The following is a 23,951-nucleotide window of genomic DNA, read 5'->3' as shown; positions in this document are numbered from 1 at the left end:
ATGCTAACAAAAAGAATCGTACCTTGTTTAGACATCAAAAACGGTAGAACTGTAAAAGGTGTCAATTTTGTAAACCTTATTGATGCAGGAGATCCAGTTGAGCTAGCTAAAGAATATGCTACTCATGGAGCTGATGAATTGGTGTTTTTAGACATTTCAGCAACTCAAGAAGCGAGAAAAACCACTAAAGACATGGTGCTTAAAGTCGCTGAACAAGTTAATATTCCGTTTACGGTAGGTGGTGGTATTTCGTCCATTGAAGATGTATGTATATTATTGAAAAATGGAGCAGATAAAGTTTCGGTAAATTCTTCTGCGGTTAAGCGACCTCAACTTATTAATGAGCTTTCTGAAAAGTTTGGTAGCCAATGTATAGTTGTTGCAATTGATGCGAAGCAAGTAAATGATGAATGGAAAGTACACCTAGCAGGAGGCACAATTGAAACAGAATTGAATTTGTTTGATTGGGCACAAGAAGTAGAACAACGAGGTGCTGGTGAAATATTGTTTACTTCTATGGATCATGACGGCACAAAAAACGGTTTTGCAAACGAGGCCTTAGCAAGATTATCCAAAATGGTAAACATTCCAATAATAGCTTCTGGAGGAGCAGGAAGTATTCAACACTTTTCTGATGCATTTACTAAAGGAAAAGCTGATGCTGCTTTGGCTGCAAGCGTATTCCATTTTGGAGAAATAGAAATTATTCAACTTAAAAAAGAATTACAAAAACTCAATATTCCTGTAAGGCTATGAACATAGATTTTAATAAAAACAACGACGGATTAATACCAGCTATTATTCAAGATGTAACAACCAAAACAGTATTAATGTTGGGTTATATGAATGAAGAAGCGTATAATAAAACAATCGATACAAAACGAGTGACGTTTTTTAGTAGAAGTAAGCAGCGTCTTTGGACTAAAGGAGAAGAAAGTGGAAATATGCTAATGCTAAAAGACATAAAAGTAGATTGTGATAATGATACATTGCTTGTAAAAGTTGAGCCATTGGGTCCTACTTGCCATAAAGGAACTGATACTTGTTGGGATGAAGATAACTCACAAACTTATGGGTTTTTGTCTAGTTTAGAACATATTATTTCTGATAGGAAACATAATTCCAAATCTAAAGAATCTTATGTTGCTGCACTTTTTGAAAAAGGAATAAATAAAATTGCTCAAAAAGTAGGTGAGGAAGCTGTTGAAGTTGTCATAGAAGCAAAGGACGATAATGACAATTTATTTTTAAACGAAAGTGCAGATTTGTTGTTTCACTATCTAATTCTCCTTCAGGCTAAAGGGTTTAAGTTAGATGATATTGTATCTATTCTTAAACAAAGACACTAAGTTAAAATCATCGATTAAACGTAAATATTTTCGACAAAGCGTTGTTTTTTTGTAAAAAAGTGTATATTGCAAGCCCAAAACTATAAACTAGATTTCATGAAAAACTTTACTATTTATGTTGTAATGGTAGTGTTTTCTTTGTTTAGCTATTCTACTTTTGCTCAGCAATGTGCATTCGATACTCAAAGAGAATTATTATTACAAGACCCTAACTATGTTCAACAAGAGCAACTTGCTGAACAGAAAATTCAAAACTTTATTTCAAACAATACGTTAACTCAACGAAATGGAACAGTATATACTATTCCTGTTGTTGTGCATGTATTGCATCTTGGAGAAGCAGAAGGTACAGGATCTAATATTTCTGATGCTCAAATTTTAAGTAGTATAAACAACTTAAACGATTTTTACAGAGGTCTAACTCCTAATAGTTCTATTGATTTTGAAATAGAATTTGCTTTAGCACAAAGAGACCCGAACTGTAACGCTACAACAGGTATTAATAGAATTAATGCTTCTAGTTTACCAGGTTACTCACAATATGGTGTTAATGTTACTGAGTCAAATGGAGCTAGTTACAATGATATTAAGACTTTAATTAGTTGGCCACAAACTGATTATTTTAATGTTTGGGTTGTAACTGAATTAGACGATAATAATGGTGGCTATGGTTATCAAGGATATGCATATTTCTATAGCGAAAGTTCTAGTAGCCATGGATCGGTAATGATGTCAACCGTTTTTGGTTACGATCCAGGAAATACTAATGGTTGGGGATTAAACTCCAATGGAGACAATAGTACTGTAGTGCATGAAGTTGGTCACTATTTCCATTTATATCACACGTTTCAAGGAGATGATACTGACAGTGATGGAGTAGGTGATACTTGTCCTGCCGATGCTACTGTAGGTGTAGATAGTGATGGTTGTGCAGATACTGTTCCTCACTTAAGAGAAACAAGTACTTGTCCAGCAAATAACACATGTACAGGTAGTCCTTGGGTTGATAACAATACTGTTAATAATATAATGAGTTATTATTATTGTACTGATAGATTAACTGAAGACCAAAAAACAAGAGCAAGAGCAGCAATGACTGATACTGGAATTGTAGCTTCTAAAGGAGATGAAGCTCCATCACCAGGATTTACAGCTCCTGCAGCAGTATGTTTAGCAAATTCACCTGCTGGAAACAATTACTCAGGTGTGATGAGTGTTGAATTAAACAATACAACTTATACAACATCTACTACAGGAATTGATGGAGGTAATATTGACAGAAGTGTTAATTGTACTGGTCTTTTCAATATTGATGCAGCAAATTCTTATACAATGAATGTTGAAGTTGCGCCTGGTAACTTTCATCAGTTAGGTGTGTGGATAGATTGGAATAATGATGGTGATTTTGATGACGATGCTGAAACGCAAAGTTTTACTCAAGATATAGCTGGTGGAGCAGTTGTGCCAGTAACAATAGCATATCCTACAAGTATTCCTTATGATAGTTATGTGAGATTAAGATTGATGACTGATGTTGATGATAGATTTGGAGGAGTTAATTTAATAGACTCAGCGTGTTACACCTCTTTAGTATATGGACAAACTGAGGACTATACAATTTATGTTGAACCAGGAACACTATCAATAGGAGAAGTTAATGCTAGTGAGTTGAATGTCTTTTCTGATAATACCAATAATGAATTAATTGTAAAAGGACAGTTGTTTGGTGAATCAACAGTTAACTTATACGATATTCAAGGTCGTTTAGTTAAAACTAAAATGTTAGATACTTCTGCAACAAGAAACAGTGTTGATGTATCTGGTTTAAACAGTGGTGTTTACATTGTAAAAGTTTCAAACCAATCTCAACTAAAAGTTAAGAAAGTAGTTATAGATTAATAATTAGTTAGTAATTTTTTAAAAGGCTGTCAAGCTTCGTGCTTGATGGTCTTTTTTTATAAATATTAGACTTTGGATTGTTCAATAAAATAACGTTCTTGCCATTATGTTTGATAAGCGCTATTACTACCTCATAAAAATTCAATATTTAGGCTATAGGTTTCATGGTTGGCAAAAACAACCCAACTTAAAAACCCTTCACCTTATGGTGGATCGTACATTTAATTACATACTTGAAGGCAAATATTTTAAAACCTTAGTTGCAGGTCGAACCGATGCAATGGTGTCAGCAAATGAAACGGCTATAGAGCTATTTTTAAAGCATGAAATTGACGATAAAGACTATTTTTTAAAATGGTTTAACTACAACTTACCACAAGATGTTAGAGCCTTATCAATTGAAGAAGTCGATAAGGAGTTTAATATCATTCAACACCCAAAAGTTAAAGAGTACATTTACTTGTTTGCTCATGGCGAAAAATGCCATCCGTTTTGTGCACCAATACTCACAACTATTTTAGATGAACTGGATATAGATGTAATGATTAAAGGCGCTAAACTTTTTCAAGGTGAGCACAATTTTAAAAGTTATTGCTATAAAGCAACAGGAAATGGATTATACACCAGAACTATTGAAAGCTGCGAGCTTATAGAAAACAAAGAATACACAGCAAGTTTCTTTCCAAAAAACACATACATGCTAAGGGTTAGAGGAGAAGGTTTTGGTAGAAATCAAATAAGGTTAATGATGGGAGCTTTGATAAAACTAGGAAAGGGAGAAATGACATTAGATGATATCTCTGCGAGTTTGCAAGAAGATAGTGATATAGCAATTGACTACATTGCACCTGCTTCCGGTTTAATTCTTAACAAGACGTTGTTTAAATAAAAAAGCACCTTATTGATAAGATGCTTTTGATTTTTATTAACTTATAATAGCATTAAGATATCCAACCTTTAGCTATAGACTTGTTAGAAAACATAATAAGATATAGCGCAATAATCAATATAATTATAGGCATAATTAATCCTTTAGTACCATAAACGTCTAAAGCATCGCTTACAAAAAGATTGTATGAGGTCTGTATCAACACACCTATTAACGAAATAATAAATAGGCTTTTAGCCCATTTTTTTCTTAAAAGTAAAAGTAAGCATCCTAACGCACCTCCAAAAACACCAATAGCAAATGCAGCAGTTGCCCAAGCAGGTACATTGGTATAAAGAGCTTGTTCGGCTTCAGGTAAAGCGCTTAAATCAGCATCAGACATATAGGCTTGACCTAAGTAGGCCATAACACCCATTAAATTCCATATTAATGCAATAACACTAATAATCCAAAACCAAATTGGTGGTTTTGTTCTAGTTGAATGATCCATAAATTGTTTTGTTTAGTTAGTAAAATTTTAAAACAATTTATGAAAATAATCTAAAAGTATATCTAAATAATTGCGAAATGAATAAAAAAAGTATAAGAAGTTAATCCTCCATAACGTGTAAAACAGGTTCTTTATTAACCCATTTTCCGTTTTTAGATTCTCCTAAAATAATAACTTCTTTGGCTTGTTCATACTCCTTAATTGTTCTAAGCATTTGAGCCTTAGTGTCTCTGTAAAGTTTAATTCCTGTTTTTGACCCTTTGTTTCTAATTTCTAAATAAAAACCATCTTTGAGTTTCTTAGGTTTTGTCGCTGGTCTTCCCATATATTCTATTTGAAGGATTTAATTTGCATAATAATAAAAATTTATCCAAAATGCAAGTCGAATTCCAATTATTCAAATATAGCTGGTTTTAACTTTTTTGCAGTCAAATTTCAATTGTTATTAGTTATTCTTAAATTGATGTGTTCAATTGCTCTAAGTTTTATACTTTTAGTCTCCAAGTTATATTAATGATGAAAATCAAAAAACGTAGAAAACCCAACAAAGCATCCAACCTTCCACCAGGAACTATTTCCTATAAAGGGAAAAAGTTTTCTGATGTTACTACTGTTGAAATTATCAATTACAGTGTAGATTCTTACACAAAGTTAGATTCTAAAAATGTTGAGGATGCCTTTAATTTTAAAGAGACCAATCAGGTAACTTGGATTAATGTAAATGGGTTAAACGCAATTGAAAACATTGAAAAACTTGGTTTGCATTATCACCTACACCCACTAACACTCGAAGATGTAGTTGATACCACACATCGTCCTAAAATTGATGAGTTTGAAGATTACTTATTTATCGTTTTTAAAATGCTTTATTTTAAAGATGATGGTGTGTTAAACTATGAACAGGTGAGCATGGTAGTTGGTGAAAGCTACGTACTTACGTTTCAAGAAGCAGATGGTGATGTTTTTGATGAATTGAGAGAGCGTATCTCTAACGCTAAAGGTCGTATTAGGTCTCAGGGTTCCGATTATTTAATGTATGCAATTTTAGATGCTGTTGTGGATAACTATATGTCAGTTATTGAAGATTTTGGCGATAGGATAGAGGATTTGGAGACAGATGTTTTTGCTTCGGAATCAAATGGAAGTACACCAAGTCAAATACAAGGGTTAAAACGAGAAATTCTAAAAATTAGACGGTCTATATTTCCGTTTAGAGAAATCATTAACCGTTTAGAAAAGTCTGAATGTAAAATCATAGACATTAAAACCCGAAGCTACCTTAGAGATTTGTATGACCATACCATTCAGGTGAGTGAAACCATTGATTTGTATCGCGAAATGATATGGAGTATTATGGATATGTACATGACACTTATTAGCAATAAGATGAACGAAGTTATGAAAGTGCTTACCATTATTGCTACTATCTTTATTCCGTTAACCTTTATAGCTGGTGTGTATGGTATGAACTTCAATAATATGCCAGAACTGCATTACAAATATGGTTACTATGTAGTGTGGGCTGTTATGATTGTTCTGTTTATTTTAATGTTAATTTATTTTAGAAGAAAACGTTGGCTTTAACATAATTTGTGTTAAATGAGTCTCTATTCAGTTAACATCTGTTAAAAACTATGGTAATTCGCTTACTGTTTGTAATTTAGAGGTAAATACTGTTGGTATTATCCGCTTAGCTAACAGTAATTACTTATTCAAGTATTTTCCCCTTTTAAGCTTTATTTTACGTATTTAAAATCTCTAAACGTTAGAGTAGCTTTTTGTATTCACAAAGCTTTTAGTGTAATCATAAAACAATAAAATTATGTTACGTTGGACAATTGCCTTTATTATTATTGCCCTTATCGCTGGATTCTTAGGATTTGGTGGAATTGCAGGTGCATCAGCTGGAATAGCTAAAATATGTTTCTTTATCTTTTTAATACTCTTTGTAGTATCACTACTTAGAGGGCTTATGAAGAAAAGCTAATCAGTACCAAAACAATAAAACAATTAATAACCATTAAAAACCATATCATGAAAAAAATAGTTTTAGCATTAACATTAATGTTCGCATTATCTGCAGTATTTACAAGCTGTAGAGAAAAGAAATCAGCAGACGAAACCGTAGAAGAAGCCATTGAGGATGTAGGAGACGAGGTAGAAGATGCTGTTGATGAAGTAACTGATGATAATTAATAACTAAATTGAATTCTCTTATGATCAGTTCAATTAAAGTCCTGCGTTATGCAGGACTTTTTTTGTACTTTTAAATAAAATTTAAGCAATACCAATGAGTTCGATTTCTAAAGACACTTTCGATTTTTTAAACAGATTAGAGCAAAACAATAATAGAGATTGGTTTAACGACCATAAAAAAGAATTTAAAACCATTGAAGCCAATACCAAAAAGGTGTACAACGAATTGTTTGAAGCTTTAAAAACACATGATGAAATTGACCGTCTTAAACTATTTCGTATTTATCGCGATGTACGTTTTTCAAAAAATAAAACTCCTTACAAAACGCATTTTGGTGGATCATTCCATAGAAAAAAGCCTGAGCTACGTGGTGGTTATTATTTGCATATTGCACCAAACAACCAATCGTTTATTGCTACAGGATTTTGGGAACCTAATAAAGAAGACTTATTACGTATTAGAAAAGAATTTGAGGCTGACGATACCGAAATTCGCGAAATCATAAACAACAAGTCATTTAAAGCAGTTTGGGGAGACTTTGTTGGCGACGAACTTAAAACTGCGCCTAAAGGCTTTGATAAAGAGCATCCTGCAATAGACTTAATACGAAAAAAGCAATACATTTTCACTAAAAACTATACTGATAAAGAGGTGTTAAGCGATAACTTTATAGAGGAAGTCAATACAGCTTTTAAAGCCATAAGACCTTATTTTGATTATATGAGCGATGTGTTAACAACAAACATAAATGGAGAGTCTATTATTTAAAAGCAATTGTAAACGCTAACCATAAGTTTAGAAGAGTTCAACAGTATTGTGGTTATACATTGTTGTACTGCGTTTTTATTCATAAAAGTCAGCCCATTCAGCTGTCGGTTTAAATTCTTTTTCAAATTCATTCTTTTCTGTCCGAGTTAGCGAGTTGTAATATCGTGCAAAAATTGAAATAGCATCTTCTCCTTTTCCCATTCTCCAAAACATATCGCTTGGATTGATATCAGGATATTTTTCCCAAGGTGCTTTTATCAATTCGGTATGATGCTCAAGCCATTCGAATGGTAAAGAATCTAATTCGGATTCTATAAGCTTTGAATTTAATTTAATTCCGAAGTTTGTTTTGGATGACAAGGTTAAATTCCGTTTATATCGCTCATTGATGTCTTTCAGAACACTTTTAAACTCCGATTTACTTTCAGTCATAATCACATTTACCAAACAGTTACTTTTCGATTCGTAATTAAAAATATTTACGTGAAATTTAGGTTTATTGTTCTCATAAACAATCCATTCTCCATAAGCAGAATCAGGAAGAGAAATTTCCTCAATTTTGCCTTTTAAAGTCAGATATTTATTCGTTCGGTATTTCATTTCTCAAATGCAGTACAACTTTATAAGATATGGATTGTTTTAATAATCTATATCGACCGTTAAGCGAAGTTAAAGTTTTCAATTGAACTAATAAACTTTTTGGAGTTGCGCTTAACAGTTTGTATATGACTCGTTTTGTGAAAGATAGTAAATAAGATTTAATTCATCTTAGGTTTAAACTAGTTGTTATAAGATGTTATTCTTTCTTTTTATCTACTATAACATAAGTGTTAGATATTTGATCGTGCCAACCTCTATCTGAAAACAAAAATGACAAAGGATCAAAAGGAATAAGTCTAGCTGTATTTCGTCCAAGAATATTCATAAATGAAGGTTTGCTTCCGTCATTTTTTACAACTTTAGTTTTCGTTATAAATTTACCAGGTGTTTTTCCGAAAAAATGTTCAAATAAGGCATGATACATCACATATAGAAAAAAGAAATAAAACACAAACCAATCTGAACCTCCTTCTGGTATAATCCCTAACCATTCATCTAATACCATTGCATGTAAGAAAACAATAAAATAAAATCCGATAGTGTCAATTATATTATGTCCAAACCTTGTTCCTTTTTCGGCTAAAATTAGTTTTTGACTTTCATTTGGTTGATTATTGTGCATTTAGTTTGTTTTTAATGTGTTATGATTTTTTTGTGTAATGGGTTATGAAAAGCGACAAATTCACTTTCTCAAATATCAACTAACCTCAGTAATGGTATATGTGGTTCCGTTAAAGCTTATAACATCGCCTTTGGTTTTTCCCATCAAAAGTTCACCAATAGGTGAAGACTTAGAAATCACAAAAAAGCTATCATTGGCAAGTTCAACCTTACCAACGCTTACAGCAATAAAAAAAGAAGTGCTATTGGTTTTTACTAAGCTGCCTAAAACCACATAGTCATTTACCGTTTTTGGGTTAATAAGTTTTAAGGTGTCTAGCATTTTGGTAGCATCACTAAGGTACTGTGCGTTTTTTTCTAAGTCGTTAAAAAGCTTTCCGTTACCTGAGTCGTCATCCTCATCATTGCTTTTGTCATTATTTTCAATAGACTCTTTTATGGTCTCTATCTCGTCTTTATAACTCGATATACGCTTGTTAACGTAGCTAAAACAAGCGTCTAGTAATTCGTGTTTAATCATTATATAGCCTTAGCAATAGGATGCTGAAAAAGTTGAATATTATTTATAAAACCTTCTTTTACAATGTTCATCATGCGTTTGTTTAAAGCTGAAGAGTTTTGAATATAAATACGGTACTCTTCAATTGTAAATTGTCCTATAATCATACCCTTTAAGGAGTTTCTAAACTTCATATCCTTATGTATGGCATTCTCTATATAGTCCAATTGTTTAGTATGCGACAAGTCGTAAAACACATTTTTGTGTTTTGAAACATAGTTTTTAAACACTTCAATAAACAAGTCACTTTGCAATTTTATTACTGGTCGTAAAGTGTTGTTTTGGAAGCGTTCATCGCTACTCATATTATCATGTACTAAAGCCGAAGAAATAACAGGACGAATCTGTTCTAATTGTGTAGATCTGTTTGACATGGAACTTTTGTTTTATTAAAAATATAAATTAAGACTCTGCATAAGAGTGTCTTCAAAATATGTTGTTAACTGCGTTATTAACAATATTGATTCTACTGATAATAATATAAGTCTTTGATATGGATTGCAATAAGCGGTATGCATGCTTTTGCGTATCTTTGAATGCATTTAAAAAAGAGTTCAATAATGAAATTTGGAAGTGTTAGCAACCCTCAAGATATAGACTTTACTTTTCCTAACGACCACATAGATACACTAAGAGTATTAAACGCAGTAAAGGATGATAATTTCCCAAGTGTTTATGTAGGTTGTGCAAAATGGAATAGAGCAGACCTTAAAGGCTTTTACCCAAGAGGTACAAAAGATGAACTGGCGTATTATTCTACACAGTTCAACTCTATAGAGCTTAATGCAACATTCTATCGTATTTTTCGTGCAGAACAGTTTGAAACTTGGTATGAGAAAACACCTAAAAACTTTAAATTCTTTCCAAAACTAAATCAAGAAATTAGCCATTGGAAACGTTTAAACGAAGTTAAAGCAGTTGTAGAAAACTACCTCTATAATGCGTCTAACTTAAAAGAAAAATTAGGAACGATCTTTTTACAAATGCATAATAATTTTGCACCAAAGGATTTTGACCGAGTAGTTCATTTTGTTGAAAGTTGGCCTAAAGAAGTCCCTTTGGCTATTGAGTTTAGACACACTAATTGGTACAACGACCAAGTAGTAGCAAATCAGTTATACGATTTATTGGAATCCAATAATATTTCAAATGTAATTGTCGATACTGCTGGTCGTCGCGATCTTATGCACATGCGATTAACCAACGCTACAGCTTTTGTACGTTATGTAGGAGCCAACCATGAAAGCGATTACACACGATTGGACGATTGGGTAAAACGTCTCAACGAATGGAAAGCGCAAGGGATTAAGGAAATAGACTTTTTTGTGCATCAAAACATTGAAAAAGCATCACCTTTATTATCAGCATATTTTATAAAACAATTAAACGCCACATTAGGAACCGATTTAGTTGTTCCGCAAATGGGTAATCAAAGTACAAACACATTATTTTAATAGATGAGATTTCACACACGCAAATGGGTAAAGCCCGAAGACCTAAACCCAAACCAAACCTTATTTGGAGGACAGTTACTAGCTTGGATTGACGAAGAAGCTGCATTGTATACTATCATTCAGTTAGAAAACTCTAAAATTGTAACTAAATACATTTCTGAAATCAATTTTATGTCATCAGCAAAACAAGGTGATATTATCGAAATTGGTATCGAAGTCCTAAAATTTGGTAGAACTTCTTTAACAATGAAATGCGAAGTGCGTAACAAAATGACTAGAGAAACCATTTTAACGGTTGATAACATCATTATGGTAAACCTTGGTGAAGACGGTAAACCAGCTCCTCATGGTAAAACCAAAGTAGAGTTTGTAAAAGATAGGCTAGAAGAGTAGCATTTACTCGTTAATAATCCCTGTTGTTAGTTCAAACAGTTCTAAGTCAAAATAAGGTACTGCAGCTAAAGCATGGTCAAAAATATCAGACATGATATACTCATAGTTTTGCCAGCGTTTATCACTACTAAAACAATAGATTTCTAATGGTAAACCTTGTGGTGTTGGTGCTAATTGGCGTACCATAATAAACATGTCTTTATTAATTGCCGAGTGACCTTCAATATACGATTGTAAATACTTTCTAAATACACCTAGGTTTGTTAAGTTTCTACCATTAATTAAAACCGATTTATCTGCTCCACGTTCTTCATTAGATTTTAAAATATCATTTTGACGTTGGTTTAGGTACTCGGTAATCAACTGTATTTTTTTAAAACGTTCTATTTGCTCATCAGTAAGATAGCTAACGCTTTTTCCTTTTAGTAGTATAGAACGCTTTATACGTCTACCACCTGAAGCTTGCATACCTCTCCAGTTTTTAAACGAATCAGAGATTAGTGCATAGGTTGGAATGTTGGTAATAGTCATGTCAAAGTTCTGCACTTGTACAGTAGACAGGTTAATTTCAATCACATCACCATCAGCGCCATATTTTTCCATGGTAATCCAGTCACCAATACGTACAGTATCGTTTATGGCTACTTGTATACTAGCTACAAAACCTAAAATAGTATCCTTAAAAATTAAAAGCAATACTGCCGAAGCTGCTCCTAATGTGGTAAAGAACTTAATAAACGACAGGTTGATTAATATTGCAAGAATAGAAGCTACACCTATAATCCAAATAAATAACATAGCTACTTGTATGTAGCTGTCAATAGGCTTGTCTTTTAGTCGTGGTAAGGTTTTAAAGTATGATTCAAAAGTTTTTAATACACTTCTTATAATCCAGATGGTGAGTAAAATACCATACACCTTAAGAATCATTATGATGTATTTTTCAAAATGTGGAAAATCTTGAAAAACAATAGGAAACAAATTAATGGTAAGCACTAACGGAACAAGATGTGCAATGCGCCTTGGTGCACGATGGCTTACTAAAAGGTTGTCAAAATCGGTTTTAGTTCTTTCTGAAAAAGCAGTAGAAAACCGAATAATAATTCTGCGTGCTATTCTATCAGCAATAAACAAGAGTATTGATAATATTACCAATAAACATAGCATGTTTAAATACTTCGCAGCAGTTTCTGAAACTCCAGAGGCTACAAAAAGATCATAAAAAAAGCACTGAATGTCTTGCATTACTTAGCAGTCTTTAAATATTTTTTTTCGATGTAAAAAGTACCAAATGGTATAATTGAAGCTACTAGTACTATTGCTGATGTTTTCTTGCTCCAGTTCATTTCACTTCCTACCATTATCGCTAGGATAATATAAGCAATAAATAATAAACCATGAGGCATACCCAATAGTTTTACATACTGTGGGTCGTCAGCAAGATACTTTATAGGAGTTGCAACAAATAGTAATAAAATGTAAGAAAGACCTTCTAAAAAGGCGACAATTCTAAAGGTGTTAAACAATGAAAACATAAGGTACTTTATTTTACTACAAAAGTACCCTATGTAAAGTGTTTTATCTAGTTTTTAACAATTTTTTTAACGTCTACAATGTGGTTGTTGGTATCAATAAACTTTGCTACATACACACCAGTTGATAAATTGTTTAAGGATAGGGAAGTAGGACCATTATTAGTAACAGTAGTGTCTAGTATTTGCTTACCATCTAAGCTATACAATGACAACTGTAAAGTGCTTCCAAAATTGTGAGATACGTGTAATTCCTCTTTAAAAGGAACAGGATAAAGCTTAATACTACTAGTCTCAAATTCTTGCTCTTGCGTGTTAAGTGTTCCGTTAAAATACTGAGTAGCTAAATTGTAAGCTTCTACGCCAATTTTATTACCTATAATTCGTCCTCTAATATCATCAATAGGTGGATGAATTCCACCCCAAATACGAGACAAACTACATTGGTCTGATGCATCTTTATAGGTTGCCCACTGTAGCTCAATGTTTTGTGACGGACCTTCTTCGAACACTAAAAATTGGTTTTGGTCAGCATCAAAAACTCCCATTCCTCCAGGAAAATAAGCGTCACCAGTAAATAAAGTCAAAGTTTCTGCTGCAGCTCTTGAAAATGTTGAGTGACCAGATAAATACCCAGCAAATGGAGGAGATACAAAACTGGGTCTTTGGTAGGGCCACCAACGTGTACCTAATATCCAATCTACATGTGCAATATCAGTTTCAGGATCACTAATATAATCAGGTCCTTTCCAAGCATATATTTTAATCTTTCCTACGTTCTCATCTCCCGAACCAGCTAGCGGATCTCCAGCTTCAATAAGTTCAATACGTCCAGGTATTAATGGTAAGCCATGTGGATCGTAACTTGGTAACGACATATCACTACTTTGTCCTTTCCAAGCCATATAACGAATAGCAGATACTGGTCGTACATAGTCATAATAACCTTTAATTCCCCAAATATTTACTGCGCAATCGTGTACTGAACCACCAAGAGCTAAATAACTCTTTACATCCCATTCTAGGTCATCTACAATTGGGCCTACACCTCCTATACGTTTTTCTAATTCAGGATGGTCACTTACATAATTTAATATTGTAAACCAGTGTCCTGGTGGTGTTTCAGAGTCTGGTCCATCTGCCCAAAACTCAGCAAGTATACGTCCATAATCACCTCGTTTTACCATTTGTGGTGTATATGGTAATCCTGTTGACGGATTTACAGTATATCCTGGGCTTGGGTCACCACCTTCCATAAAGTCATAAAATACTTTATATTCTTCAAAAGTAGTTGGTAAGCTTGCAAAATCAATATTACCTATAGATGCTGGTGATATATCAATTAGTGTTGGGTCGTCAGGGTCTAAATGTGAAGACCATGAAGCTACTAATGAAAAGTTCCATTTGTAAGGGTCATCAAATCCATCTTCATTAGAATTTTGAATATAAGCTGGTGGTCCTGGGTCGTTATATACATAACAATCAAAACCATCGTTTAAAATATCAAGATCGGTTGGTTTTAAGCAAAACGGTGTAACTGCTCCCCATTCAGGACTTAAAAACGAAGGTGTATCTACAGGATACACATTACCACTTTGGTCTATAAACGTGTCAAACGATAAAGGTTGCCAGCGGTTTGGATCTTGCATATCGTTCATGTCATCATAATAACCAGACTGCATAATTAATGGTGTGTTGCTAGGTGTGTAATATACATTTGCATAGCCACCTTGCTCATTGGCACCATCTTGCAATCCAAAAGCTATAAGTTCTTGTGCTAAATAATTACCAAGTGCAGCATAAGAACCTGTTGAATAGTCAGTAGAAGTAAAGCTGCTATCGTATCCTAAACTAGAAAAATGATCATCAAACAATTGTTGTGTTGTTCCTGGGTTAGGCGAATTGGCAAATCTATGGGTTAACAATCGGTACATAGCATAACTCATCATTTCATGGCGTGCAGCAGCAACGTCTGTTGGTGTTGTTATACCATTAAAACCACAGTTATAACCACCAAAGACTTTTCCTAAAAATACTGTTTCAGCAGTAGTATCAAAAATAGCCCAAGAGTCATACATAGCTATTGAAGTATGAAATAAGTTACGAGCATGTACAGTAGGTCTTGCAAAATCTAGTCGTATAGCACTAAGTAAAGTCTCGTTCCATTCTCTAGCAACAGATTCTTGAGCACGAGTTGTGCTAAATGATAATACAAAAACTAATAAGAGTAAAGTAATGTTTTTCATAAGCAAATACGTTAGGGTTTGGTAATCAAAGTAAACCAAATGTAAAAAGTTTTTTTAACAAAACCCTAACATTTAAGAAGAACTAACAAAAAAGACCGTTAAACTAATAACGGTCCTTTTATTAAATGGAATAATTAACGTGGTTAAGTTTTAATATGGTTTGAGCTATTAGTTGCTAGCCATAAGTGCAAAAAACTTATCAAGATTAGGTAAAATCACAATACGTGTTCTACGGTTTTTAGCTCTATTTTCTTTGGTGTCGTTAGCAGCAATAGGCTGGTAAAAACTTCTACCTGCAGCAATAAGCTTCTCAGGTGCGATGTTAAAGTCGTTTTGTAATTTTTTTACTACCGATGTAGCACGCAATACACTTAAGTCCCAATTATCTTTTACCGATGCGTTTTGTACCATTGCTTTATCATCAGTATGTCCTTCAACCATAACGTCTAAGCTCTCTTCAGAGTTTATCACATCAGCAATCTGTTGTAAAATAGCATCAGCTTTATCGCTAACTTTATAACTTCCCGATTTAAATAACATCTTGTCCGAAATAGAAATCATCACTACAGTTTCTTCTATATTAATGGCAATGTCATCACTTTCATCAATAGTATCTACCGAGTTTTTAAGGTTGTAGGATATTGCAGCATTCATAGAGTCCTTTAAAGTTTTTGAGCCCATTAAATAAGCAGGAGGGACGCTCTTTAGGGTTTCGCGCATTTGCGCTTTAGTGTTTTCAGACATTACTACGCCATCTACATTCACTAGTTTAGAGTCGTTGTCTTTGGTAAGGGAGTTTATTTTTGAGTTATACTGGTCTACACGTGCTTGTATTGCTGCAAACTTTGCTTCCAGTTCTTCATTTTCTACTTTGGTTTTGGTCAGTTCGCTTTTTAGTTCGCCATTGTCTTGCTCTAGAGCTAAATATTTTTTCTTTGATACACAAGAAGCTAATACTAAAGCGCTAAAACAAATAATTGCTGTTTTTTTCATAATTGAATTGTTTATCGTTTTTGGTTTATATGTATATGTACGCACAAACTCAGTATATAGACTTTAGGCATCCCAATTTTATATTTTTATGAAGATAATTTGTGAGTCCTAGTGTACAAAAATTAGTTAACAAAAAAGCTGTTAACTGATTGATAAATATGAAGTTGATAAAAGGTGGGAAAATGAAAACCTGTTACTACAAATAGTTTTCGCGTAACGCTTCGTCTTTTAGCGCCTTAGTGTTTGTTAAAAACTTGGTAAGTAAGTATAATGACAATGAATGACAAATAATAATCAATACTGTAAAGGTGGAGTCGAAATAAAGAAATTCATTAATAATACTTAGTGCTACTTGAAATAAAGAGAAAATACCTGAAGCTAACAGTATTGTACCTGTGTCATAGTAATCACTCAAATAAATTTTTCCAATAGGAAATAAAAATAAAAGCATACTTAGCTCACATAAAACAGCAAAATACACCTCTATACCATACACTTCAGTAATAATTAAATTAAAAACAGTATATAAAATGTAAACAACAAAAGCGATACTTATAAATACTGAAATAGTCATCGAAGCTCTTGTTTTTCCATATTTAACATATGGCTTTAACACTAGTGCAGAGCATATCAAAAAAAATGTATTAAGTAGCGAAATCCATAAAAGATAATCTTTAAAAGAAGTAAAGACCAACACATCAGAAACAAGAATACACAATAATGCAATTAAAAATAAGACCTTAAACTTCCGTTTAGTTTCATAGATATATTTCCCTATTATGCTTAATACAACAAGCGGCATAGTATATATTAAATCTTGCATTTCTGCTACTATACCAATAACAACCGACACAACAAGTAGCAATAAAAAAAGCAGGTCAAAAAGCTTCAACCTGCTTGCGAAATGTGTATGTTCTTTGGTGTTTTTCATATACAAAACTACATGCATATAAATGTAGGAAAAATTTTATAAAATTAACTAATAATTACTTCTATTCATAGTCATTATAAATACGAAAATAGCAATTCTAAAGTTCTGTAATTCTGAATATAACATAACATTTATCTCTATTATAATACGGCTTGTCACCCAGAGCTTGTTGAAGAGTTTAACAAGCAACATGTATTATTAAAAATTCTAAAAGCGGTCTAAATAAAGAGGCGAGTGGTAAGAAAGAATATCCTATAGTCTGTTTTGATGTTTTGGTTCATTTTGCATCAAGGTAAAATAAACATAACAACACACATTATAAGATATTAATCAATAATTGTAATCAAATAAATAAATATAATCAAAAACAGAAACAAGCTATATTAGTAAAAAGTGTAAATAATTGATTTTTAGTAGTTAGTAATTTGTATATTTACTCTTAGCTATTAATCATTATTTCTTTCACTTATTATGTTTAAACGCATACCTCCTACAATTAAGTCAAAACTTTTCTTATTAGGCCTTGTTGTATTCTTTAACCTTTCTGTGGGTGCACAAACCCAATTTAAAATAGATAATTCTGGAATAAACGGTTTTTATTCAGCAATTATTGATGGTAAAAATTTTGAAAGGCCACGATTAACTCAAATTTACATTTATGAATATCGAAAAACTAATACAGGTAGTAGATTTTTTTGTAAGGTAATACAATATCAAGGTAAACGCGCTTCAGGAAAATATAAAGCAAGTTATTTTGTAGGCTCTACAGAAGTTTATAGTAAAAATATTGATGTACGTAGTTTATTTACTCTTCACAAAATAGGAAATCATCAATTTAATATTAAAGGAATAGATATTATTTCTGATACGAGTGTTTCTATAATAGGCAACGAAACAAATTCATACAATACCATCACTGGTACTTACAAGCGTCATCCAGTAAGTACAGCAGATTTTGATGATTTTTTAAACGTAAGTTACACTAAACTATTAGAGAAATATCGAGTGTACGGACAAGCTAATGACGAAATCATTTGGGGAACTAAAACCGCAAACTCAGGGCAAAGATACAATAGTGTAAAAAAGAGTGGTATTGAGCTAACCTCAAAGCTCATAAATGTCATAGAGCTATACAACGCTTCTACTATCGAAATGATTTCTGATTATGACGGACAACTACAGTACACTTCAAAAACTGATGATGAACAAAACATGTTGTCAAGTGCTCTTAATCATAAACGAGGCACTAACATGGAACCATTGGCATATTTCTTCCCTAATTTAAATAAAATTCATGTAAGAGATGGTAAAAGCAAAGCACTACTATATAAGTTAAATGTCAAACATGAAAGCTACGGTTTAAGCTTCGATATAAATAATACAAACGAAGCAATAGCTTTAAAGGACAAAGAAATAACAGCTATTGAAGCAAAAAAAGCAAAGGAGTTAGAACTAAAAAAAGCTAGAGAACAAGAGCAAGAGAGAATATATAAAGAGTATAAAGAAAAACAACAAGCCAAAGAATTAGCTTGGCAACAAGCATTATTGGTTTCAAAAGAAAAACAGAAAGCCTATAAAAAAGAAAATAACAATATTGTAACCTTTGAAGATTCGTTTTGGTGGAACACTTTTGGTACTACTGATGAGGCTAAACAATTGATGAGCGTTTTTGAAGGTCATTTTGATCTCATACCATATAAGTCAAAAAGTTGGGTACTATGGGAGTATATTTTATACAAATCCAATAAGTGCTCTTCAAGTATTAGTGACGCCAAAACGGTCTCAGTTAAAGTAACAGAGTTTCAAGCCATGTCGCAAATCGAAAATGATGGTAGAGGTTATATTTCATATTATCAAGATATTCTAGTTGATGGTCAATTACACAATTATTTTTTAATCAACCTAAGGTATCACGTAGTCAATTATTCCGAAATGACTCAATTAATAACATTACTTTATAAGTTTAACGCCAAATTTGGTTGTAATAGTAAAGAGGCAAAGCAACTGTATACAAATATGACTAAAATGGCATTAAATAAACCTGCTTTACAAATGCAGTAAAAATTAAGTATAGCACAATTTAAATGCATAAAATGAAAAAAATAGTATTCTTTATCTGTTTGCTTTTAGTCAAGCAAGCAACAGCTCAAGATAAAATTAACTGGCATCAATTTGGAGAAAGCGAAAACCTATTTAGCGCTATATATTATGGTCATTTTGGAGACATTGAAAACGATATTTATTTTAAAACATTATTTCTTAGCTACATTAACTTTATGTCCTCAAGTTGTCCCGAGGCATTACCATCTAATAAAATAGAATATCAGGTAGATGTAGCTGTTTTTAGCCAAGTATATAGTCACACTTTTTATACAGGAGAAAACACTATGCCATTTATTGATATGTACCAAAATAAAAAGTCTACTCAAAAGCAAACTATTTATGTAGACCCTAAATTTCAAAAAGTAGCACAAGGGTATATTGATAAAGGATTTTCTGGGCAAGTTGTTAAAAAATTATTATCTGACTATGAAAAATTTGGAGACTTTTCTGTGCATCAAATAGTTCTATTCAAATCCTTTAGCTGTAATAGTAAAGAGAGAAATCAATTCGGAGAAAACTTATATCGTTTCGCTACAGGACAAAAACCATTAAAAATTAAGTTAGAACCTGAAGAGCCTAAAAAAACCAAAAAAGTAGAAAAAGTAGAAAACATAGGTTATTCATATCCTATAGCTATAGTACGGCAACCTCCTGTTTTTCCTGGTTGTGAAGATGTTAGAGTTTCTGAAAGAAGAAATTGTTTCAATCAAAAAATCACAAAATATGTAATGCAAAATCCAGACTATATTAATGAATTAAATAAGGGTAAAATTAATCAAGCTATTTATGTGTCTTTTGTTATTACTAAAGAAGGTGACATAAAAAAAATAACAGCACGTGCAAAAAATGATGAATTAAAACAATTAGCAATACGAATTATACAATCACTACCTAAGATTGAACCAGGTATGCATGATAATGAAAAAGTTAATGTGCAATTTACATTACCAATTCTCTTTTAGCATAAAAACAAACAACAACAACACAATATCTTTTCTCATTGTCATTAAAAACATATTAAAGTAATCTCATTTATATCTGTGGTTTCAAAGCTAGTAAGCATTCAAAATTACTAAGACAAGGGTCTTTTCTTTTGGTTCGTTTTTTTGGACAAGCAAAGAATATGAACATAAAAACATATATTTGTTTTTAAACCAATCTATTAAAAATGAAAACCCTTCCCATTTGTTTTATCTGCTTATTACTTTCATCAATTAATTATGCACAAAAAAGTAAAATAGCCTATGTTGATGATGTAGAAACTGTCGAAATTATAACCATAGAAGTATGTTTTAATGATGACGCTGTTGTGGATAAAGTTACAATAATTAACGACTTAACATCTTACAGCAATCAAGAGATGATTGATAAAATCAAAAGAGATTTTATTGGTAAACAAGGCGATTTAGATGACGGATACCAAAACAATTGCTATACTGAAACAGCAGAATTAATAAACAAAAAATACCAAAACGCAAGTATTTCTGAGTCCAATTGGGATAAATGCAAAAAGTTCCAAAAAGGTAAGTTTAAGTATCTAGATTTAAGATATGCCGATGCCAAAATAAAACGAAACAATAAAAAACAAGTAGAAGAAAGCGACTCCTTTAAAGCTGAATATAAACTAGATTGGGTAACACCATGTCAATACAACATGACCTATACCAAAGTACGAGAAGAAAAAAACAAATCCCTTTTAGGAAAAACTATCTATGTAAACATTATTGGACTGTTAGACGATAGCTATATCTACAAAGCCAATTTTGAAAATGAAGTATATGTTGGAGAAATAAAAAAACAATAGTAAACCTAAGAACCCAATCACATTATTAGGTCATCTCCGGGTTTACTTCGGGTCATCTTCGGGTTATCTTCGGGTCATCTTCGGGTCAACTAGGGTGAGTTCGGGTACACCCGACTATATATAGTAGTAAAACAGTAAGACTAACCTAAGTAATAACTTCACCTTTTTCAGCAACTACATAAGTTCCCCATTCAGCAATAGCAAGTAAAACAGGTCTTAAACTTTCACCAAAGGCAGTCAATTCATATTCTACACGCAATGGAGGTTTCTTTGTATACACTTTTCTAACAATAAGTCCATCCTGTTCAAGTTGTTTTAACTGTAAACTTAATGTGCGCTCAGTAATTGTTGATATAAGTTTATACAACTCATTGTAGCGTTTCTTTCCGTTGAGCAAATAAATAAGAATCACACTTTTCCATTTGCCCCCAATAAGTTCCATAGCAACACTTGTAGAGCAGGAGTACTCTTTTTCGTTAAACTTAATCAGGCGTTTTTTATACTCAATTTCCATAGTAATAGTAATTATTAGTGCAAAAATACTATACTATCATAAATTATACAACTATACTTTTTATAGTAATTTTAACATTTAACTAAATATTTGATAATTAGTAATTTAAGCAGTTGGAATATTAATTATTTGTTACTATCATTTTTGACCGTTATTGCGAGGAATGTAAAATGAAAATACTTTTGTCACTATACTTTTGATAGTTAAAATTAAAACATAATAAAATCAATTAAAAATGAATTTAAAAGAAGTACTTAACTGGAGATACACTACTAAAGAATTTGATCCAACAAAAAAAATATCTAAAGAAGATATGGATCAAGTAAAAAGCTTGTTAAGAATGAGCGCTTCAAGTGTAAACTTACAACCTTGGCATTTTATTATTGCTGAAACTGATGAAGGAAAAGCACGTATAGCAAAAGGAACACAAGGTTTTTTCCATTTTAACGAACCTAAAGTAACTAATGCTTCAGCTGTTGTGCTTTTTTGTGCAAAAACAGATGCAGATGAAGACTATTACAAACACATTGCAGATGTAGATGATAAAAATGGACGATTCCCAAATGAAGACATAAAAAACGGATTTATAGGTGCTGTTAAAACATTTGCAGACATACATAAATACGATTTAAAAGATTTAAATCATTGGATGGAAAAGCAAGTATATCTTAACATAGGTAGCTTTTTGTTGGGTGTTGCGAGTTTAGGAATTGATGCTACACCTATGGAAGGTATTGATGTAAAAGCTTTAGATGAAGAATTTGGTTTAAGAGAAAAAGGCTTCACTGCTTTAGTTGCCGTTTCTATAGGTTACAGAGCAGAATCTGACTTTAATTCTACAGATAAAACACCAAAATCAAGATTGCCAGAAAGTGAAATTTTCACTAAAATATAGATCATATTAAAACCATAGTGATGAAAAAATTTATAATGGTTGTTTTGGTATTGGTGGCGACTAAAGTATTGGCCCAAACACCAACAACAGACGCTATAAAATCTATAAACGAAGTTGTTACTGCAGACAATGTAGAATGGGGCTGGCTAAATCCATTGCGTGGCGATAAAAGTCCTGCTGCAGGAAAACTTTGGGGCGACCGCACAAAAAATGAACCAGCAGGTTTTTTAGTGAAATTTAAAAAAGGATTTTCATCACCACCACATATTCACAACATAACGTATCGTGGTGTGGTAATTAAAGGATTATTACATAATGATGATGAAAATGCCGAAAAACAATGGTTACCAGCCGGATCATATTGGCAACAACCTGCTGGCGAAGCACATATTACAGCTGCAGATGCCGAAGATAATATGGCGTTTTTAGATATTCAAGAAGGCCCATATTTGGTAAAACCAACATCGGAAGCGTTTGATAATGGCGAAAAACCAGTGAACGTTGATAAAACCAATTTAGTTTGGTTAAACGCTAAAGATATTGAATGGATTTCAGAAAAAAGTAATGTTGAAACTGCTTTTTTATGGGGAAGCCACGAAAAAAATCAACTGCGTGCTACTCTTTTAAAATTACCAGCTGGTTTCAAGGGTGAAATTAAAAACTTAAGTCCAAACTTTAGAGCTGTGGTTATTTCAGGTAAAGTAACGCATCAATTTTCTAAAAAAGATGACGAAAATGTTTTGGAACCAGGTTCTTATTTTGGTGCAGAAGAAAAAGCTTCACCACGTTTAAAAACTGATGTTGAAACTGTTATTTACATTCGTTCCAATGGTAAATTCAAAATAAAATAGATTTTAAGTTTAGTTTGATTGATTAATAGCAGAAAAAGCCACCAAATGTAAATTGCATTATAGGTGGCTTTTTTTATTATACTGCCACATTAATGTAAAGATGTCAGAACGTCATAAAAACCAATCAGGCACATATTTTGACAATGATAAAGGAAGTTACAATAATGCGCATCCTGATGCATATGATGAAGACAAAATAAAATTATTAGTAACTTTAACAGAAAGCATAATTAGCAACTAAAGTTTAAAAGTCAACCAAAATAGCCAATGAAAAAAGTACTCATTCTTTTCGCACATCCCAAATTTGAAAAATCAAGAGTCAATGCAACACTCATCGACCGATTAAAAGATAAGGCGCACGTAACATTTCACGATTTGTATGAGCATTATCCTAACTTTCATATTAATGTGCAGCAAGAACAAGAGTTATTACTTCAACACGATATTGTTATTTGGCATCATCCGTTGTATTGGTACAGTAGTCCTGCCATTTTAAAGCAATGGAAAGATTTAGTTCTAGAATTTAATTGGGCATACGGTCCACACGGAAAAGTACTGCAAAATAAAACCGTTTTTAATGTTATTACTACTGGTGGATCTCGCGAAGTGTATTGTACAGAAGGCTATAATACCTATACAATCAATGAGTTTTTAAGACCTTTTGAACAAACTGCTACATTGTGTGGTATGAATTATTTACCACCTTTTGCTGTTATGGGAACACACCATTTATCTGAAGAAGATTTATTGGGTTATGCCAACCAGTACGAACAATTAATAGATTTGCTACAAGGTGATTTTAATGCAACCCAGCTATCCAATTGTTTTTTCTTAAACGATTTAGAAATTTTAACCGCGTAACA

Annotated in this window: 29 protein-coding genes; 17 read left to right on the top strand and 12 right to left on the bottom strand. The window is 32.5% G+C overall.

The annotated features are described in order from the left end of the window. From hisF to DMZ43_RS06245, 4 genes are all read left to right on the top strand, one after another. Complete coding sequence (hisF, locus tag DMZ43_RS06260; RefSeq protein ID WP_131506722.1) at nt 1-756, top strand: imidazole glycerol phosphate synthase subunit HisF; 756 nt, start codon at nt 1-3, stop codon at nt 754-756. After that, nucleotides 753-1,349 (top strand): bifunctional phosphoribosyl-AMP cyclohydrolase/phosphoribosyl-ATP diphosphatase HisIE, encoded by a 597-nt coding sequence (gene hisIE, locus DMZ43_RS06255; protein WP_131506721.1) that lies wholly within the window; start codon nt 753-755, stop codon nt 1,347-1,349. The genes hisF and hisIE overlap by 4 nt, the downstream gene beginning before the upstream one ends. A gap of 96 nt (nt 1,350-1,445) precedes the next feature. Beyond that, entirely contained in the window at nt 1,446-3,248 is a 1,803-nt protein-coding gene (locus DMZ43_RS06250) for a zinc-dependent metalloprotease (RefSeq protein WP_131506720.1), read from the top strand. Between the two features lie 106 nt (nt 3,249-3,354). Beyond that, nucleotides 3,355-4,137, top strand: coding sequence for a tRNA pseudouridine(38-40) synthase TruA (locus DMZ43_RS06245; protein ID WP_131506719.1), 783 nt, complete (start codon nt 3,355-3,357; stop codon nt 4,135-4,137). Nucleotides 4,138-4,189: 52 nt separating this feature from the next. Here the strand turns inward: DMZ43_RS06245 and DMZ43_RS06240 are convergent, their stop codons facing one another. After that, a complete protein-coding gene (locus tag DMZ43_RS06240) occupies nt 4,190-4,627 on the bottom strand; it encodes a hypothetical protein (RefSeq protein WP_131506718.1) in 438 nt (145 codons plus the stop codon). A gap of 100 nt (nt 4,628-4,727) precedes the next feature. Beyond that, entirely contained in the window at nt 4,728-4,952 is a 225-nt protein-coding gene (locus tag DMZ43_RS06235) for a hypothetical protein (RefSeq protein ID WP_129760079.1), read from the bottom strand. 188 nt (nt 4,953-5,140) lie between these two features. Between DMZ43_RS06235 and corA the strand changes: the two genes are divergently transcribed. The 4 genes from corA to DMZ43_RS06220 all read left to right on the top strand — a co-directional run bounded on the left by corA (nt 5,141) and on the right by DMZ43_RS06220 (nt 7,592). Then, nucleotides 5,141-6,211 carry a magnesium/cobalt transporter CorA gene (gene corA, locus DMZ43_RS06230; protein ID WP_131506717.1) on the top strand — a complete coding sequence of 357 codons (1,071 nt, stop codon included), beginning with the start codon at nt 5,141-5,143 and terminating at the stop codon, nt 6,209-6,211. Between the two features lie 238 nt (nt 6,212-6,449). Further along, the gene (locus tag DMZ43_RS06225) at nt 6,450-6,614 is read left to right on the top strand and encodes a DUF1328 domain-containing protein (protein ID WP_131506716.1); all 165 of its coding nucleotides are present in this window, start codon (nt 6,450-6,452) and stop codon (nt 6,612-6,614) included. Nucleotides 6,615-6,661: 47 nt separating this feature from the next. Further along, nucleotides 6,662-6,823 (top strand): hypothetical protein, encoded by a 162-nt coding sequence (locus tag DMZ43_RS14930; protein WP_187347846.1) that lies wholly within the window; start codon nt 6,662-6,664, stop codon nt 6,821-6,823. Nucleotides 6,824-6,917: 94 nt separating this feature from the next. Beyond that, complete coding sequence (locus DMZ43_RS06220; protein WP_131506715.1) at nt 6,918-7,592, top strand: DUF2461 domain-containing protein; 675 nt, start codon at nt 6,918-6,920, stop codon at nt 7,590-7,592. Between the two features lie 75 nt (nt 7,593-7,667). On the opposite strand, the gene DMZ43_RS06215 is transcribed toward DMZ43_RS06220, so the two are convergent. The 4 genes from DMZ43_RS06215 to DMZ43_RS06200 all read right to left on the bottom strand — a co-directional run bounded on the left by DMZ43_RS06215 (nt 7,668) and on the right by DMZ43_RS06200 (nt 9,746). Beyond that, on the bottom strand, nt 7,668-8,192 hold the full coding sequence (locus DMZ43_RS06215) for a hypothetical protein (RefSeq protein ID WP_131506714.1): 525 nt from the start codon (nt 8,190-8,192) through the stop codon (nt 7,668-7,670). A gap of 196 nt (nt 8,193-8,388) precedes the next feature. Further along, on the bottom strand, nt 8,389-8,814 hold the full coding sequence (locus tag DMZ43_RS06210) for an RDD family protein (protein ID WP_131506713.1): 426 nt from the start codon (nt 8,812-8,814) through the stop codon (nt 8,389-8,391). A 75-nt stretch (nt 8,815-8,889) separates the two neighbouring features. Continuing rightward, complete coding sequence (locus DMZ43_RS06205) at nt 8,890-9,333, bottom strand: GreA/GreB family elongation factor (RefSeq protein WP_131506712.1); 444 nt, start codon at nt 9,331-9,333, stop codon at nt 8,890-8,892. Beyond that, nucleotides 9,333-9,746 (bottom strand): glyoxalase, encoded by a 414-nt coding sequence (locus tag DMZ43_RS06200; RefSeq protein WP_131506711.1) that lies wholly within the window; start codon nt 9,744-9,746, stop codon nt 9,333-9,335. Before DMZ43_RS06200 ends, DMZ43_RS06205 begins: the two co-directional genes overlap by 1 nt. A 186-nt stretch (nt 9,747-9,932) precedes the next feature. Here DMZ43_RS06200 and DMZ43_RS06195 point away from each other — a divergent pair, with 186 nt between their 5' ends. Beyond that, complete coding sequence (locus tag DMZ43_RS06195) at nt 9,933-10,826, top strand: DUF72 domain-containing protein (protein ID WP_131506710.1); 894 nt, start codon at nt 9,933-9,935, stop codon at nt 10,824-10,826. A 3-nt stretch (nt 10,827-10,829) separates the two neighbouring features. Continuing rightward, the gene (locus tag DMZ43_RS06190) at nt 10,830-11,219 is read left to right on the top strand and encodes an acyl-CoA thioesterase (RefSeq protein ID WP_131506709.1); all 390 of its coding nucleotides are present in this window, start codon (nt 10,830-10,832) and stop codon (nt 11,217-11,219) included. 3 nt (nt 11,220-11,222) lie between these two features. Here the strand turns inward: DMZ43_RS06190 and DMZ43_RS06185 are convergent, their stop codons facing one another. The 5 genes from DMZ43_RS06185 to DMZ43_RS15025 all read right to left on the bottom strand — a co-directional run bounded on the left by DMZ43_RS06185 (nt 11,223) and on the right by DMZ43_RS15025 (nt 16,921). After that, on the bottom strand, nt 11,223-12,464 hold the full coding sequence (locus tag DMZ43_RS06185) for a mechanosensitive ion channel family protein (RefSeq protein WP_131506708.1): 1,242 nt from the start codon (nt 12,462-12,464) through the stop codon (nt 11,223-11,225). Next, a complete protein-coding gene (locus DMZ43_RS06180) occupies nt 12,464-12,754 on the bottom strand; it encodes a DUF3817 domain-containing protein (protein WP_187347845.1) in 291 nt (96 codons plus the stop codon). Before DMZ43_RS06180 ends, DMZ43_RS06185 begins: the two co-directional genes overlap by 1 nt. Before the next feature lie 47 nt (nt 12,755-12,801). Then, nucleotides 12,802-14,997 carry a DUF6851 domain-containing protein gene (locus tag DMZ43_RS06175; protein ID WP_131506707.1) on the bottom strand — a complete coding sequence of 732 codons (2,196 nt, stop codon included), beginning with the start codon at nt 14,995-14,997 and terminating at the stop codon, nt 12,802-12,804. 168 nt (nt 14,998-15,165) lie between these two features. Continuing rightward, nucleotides 15,166-15,990, bottom strand: a complete 825-nt coding sequence (locus DMZ43_RS06170) for an OmpA family protein (RefSeq protein WP_129760067.1) — start codon at nt 15,988-15,990, stop codon at nt 15,166-15,168. Nucleotides 15,991-16,186: 196 nt separating this feature from the next. Beyond that, complete coding sequence (locus DMZ43_RS15025) at nt 16,187-16,921, bottom strand: hypothetical protein (protein WP_131506706.1); 735 nt, start codon at nt 16,919-16,921, stop codon at nt 16,187-16,189. Nucleotides 16,922-17,392: 471 nt separating this feature from the next. On the opposite strand from DMZ43_RS15025, the gene DMZ43_RS06160 reads away from it, so the two are divergent. From DMZ43_RS06160 to DMZ43_RS06150, 3 genes are all read left to right on the top strand, one after another. Further along, entirely contained in the window at nt 17,393-18,982 is a 1,590-nt protein-coding gene (locus tag DMZ43_RS06160) for a hypothetical protein (RefSeq protein WP_131506705.1), read from the top strand. Nucleotides 18,983-19,014: 32 nt separating this feature from the next. Further along, nucleotides 19,015-19,986, top strand: a complete 972-nt coding sequence (locus DMZ43_RS06155) for an energy transducer TonB (RefSeq protein WP_161566735.1) — start codon at nt 19,015-19,017, stop codon at nt 19,984-19,986. Between the two features lie 206 nt (nt 19,987-20,192). Beyond that, nucleotides 20,193-20,828, top strand: a complete 636-nt coding sequence (locus DMZ43_RS06150) for a hypothetical protein (RefSeq protein WP_131506703.1) — start codon at nt 20,193-20,195, stop codon at nt 20,826-20,828. A 145-nt stretch (nt 20,829-20,973) separates the two neighbouring features. Here the strand turns inward: DMZ43_RS06150 and DMZ43_RS06145 are convergent, their stop codons facing one another. Then, nucleotides 20,974-21,342: a helix-turn-helix domain-containing protein gene (locus DMZ43_RS06145; RefSeq protein WP_131506702.1), complete on the bottom strand. Its 369-nt coding sequence runs from the start codon at nt 21,340-21,342 to the stop codon at nt 20,974-20,976. Between the two features lie 235 nt (nt 21,343-21,577). On the opposite strand from DMZ43_RS06145, the gene nfsB reads away from it, so the two are divergent. The 4 genes from nfsB to DMZ43_RS06130 all read left to right on the top strand — a co-directional run bounded on the left by nfsB (nt 21,578) and on the right by DMZ43_RS06130 (nt 23,949). Continuing rightward, a complete protein-coding gene (gene nfsB, locus DMZ43_RS06140; protein WP_131506701.1) occupies nt 21,578-22,237 on the top strand; it encodes an oxygen-insensitive NAD(P)H nitroreductase in 660 nt (219 codons plus the stop codon). Between the two features lie 20 nt (nt 22,238-22,257). Then, complete coding sequence (locus DMZ43_RS06135; protein WP_131506700.1) at nt 22,258-23,088, top strand: DUF4437 domain-containing protein; 831 nt, start codon at nt 22,258-22,260, stop codon at nt 23,086-23,088. A 100-nt stretch (nt 23,089-23,188) separates the two neighbouring features. Beyond that, nucleotides 23,189-23,329 carry a hypothetical protein gene (locus DMZ43_RS14840; RefSeq protein ID WP_161566734.1) on the top strand — a complete coding sequence of 47 codons (141 nt, stop codon included), beginning with the start codon at nt 23,189-23,191 and terminating at the stop codon, nt 23,327-23,329. A 26-nt stretch (nt 23,330-23,355) separates the two neighbouring features. Then, the gene (locus DMZ43_RS06130; RefSeq protein WP_131506699.1) at nt 23,356-23,949 is read left to right on the top strand and encodes an NAD(P)H-dependent oxidoreductase; all 594 of its coding nucleotides are present in this window, start codon (nt 23,356-23,358) and stop codon (nt 23,947-23,949) included. The last annotated feature ends 2 nt before the right edge of the window (nt 23,950-23,951 follow it).

It is taken from the genome of Meridianimaribacter sp. CL38 (assembly GCF_004328055.1).
GTDB lineage: Bacteria > Bacteroidota > Bacteroidia > Flavobacteriales > Flavobacteriaceae > Gaetbulibacter_B > Gaetbulibacter_B jejuensis.
This window is presented reverse-complemented; position numbering and strand designations above follow the sequence as displayed.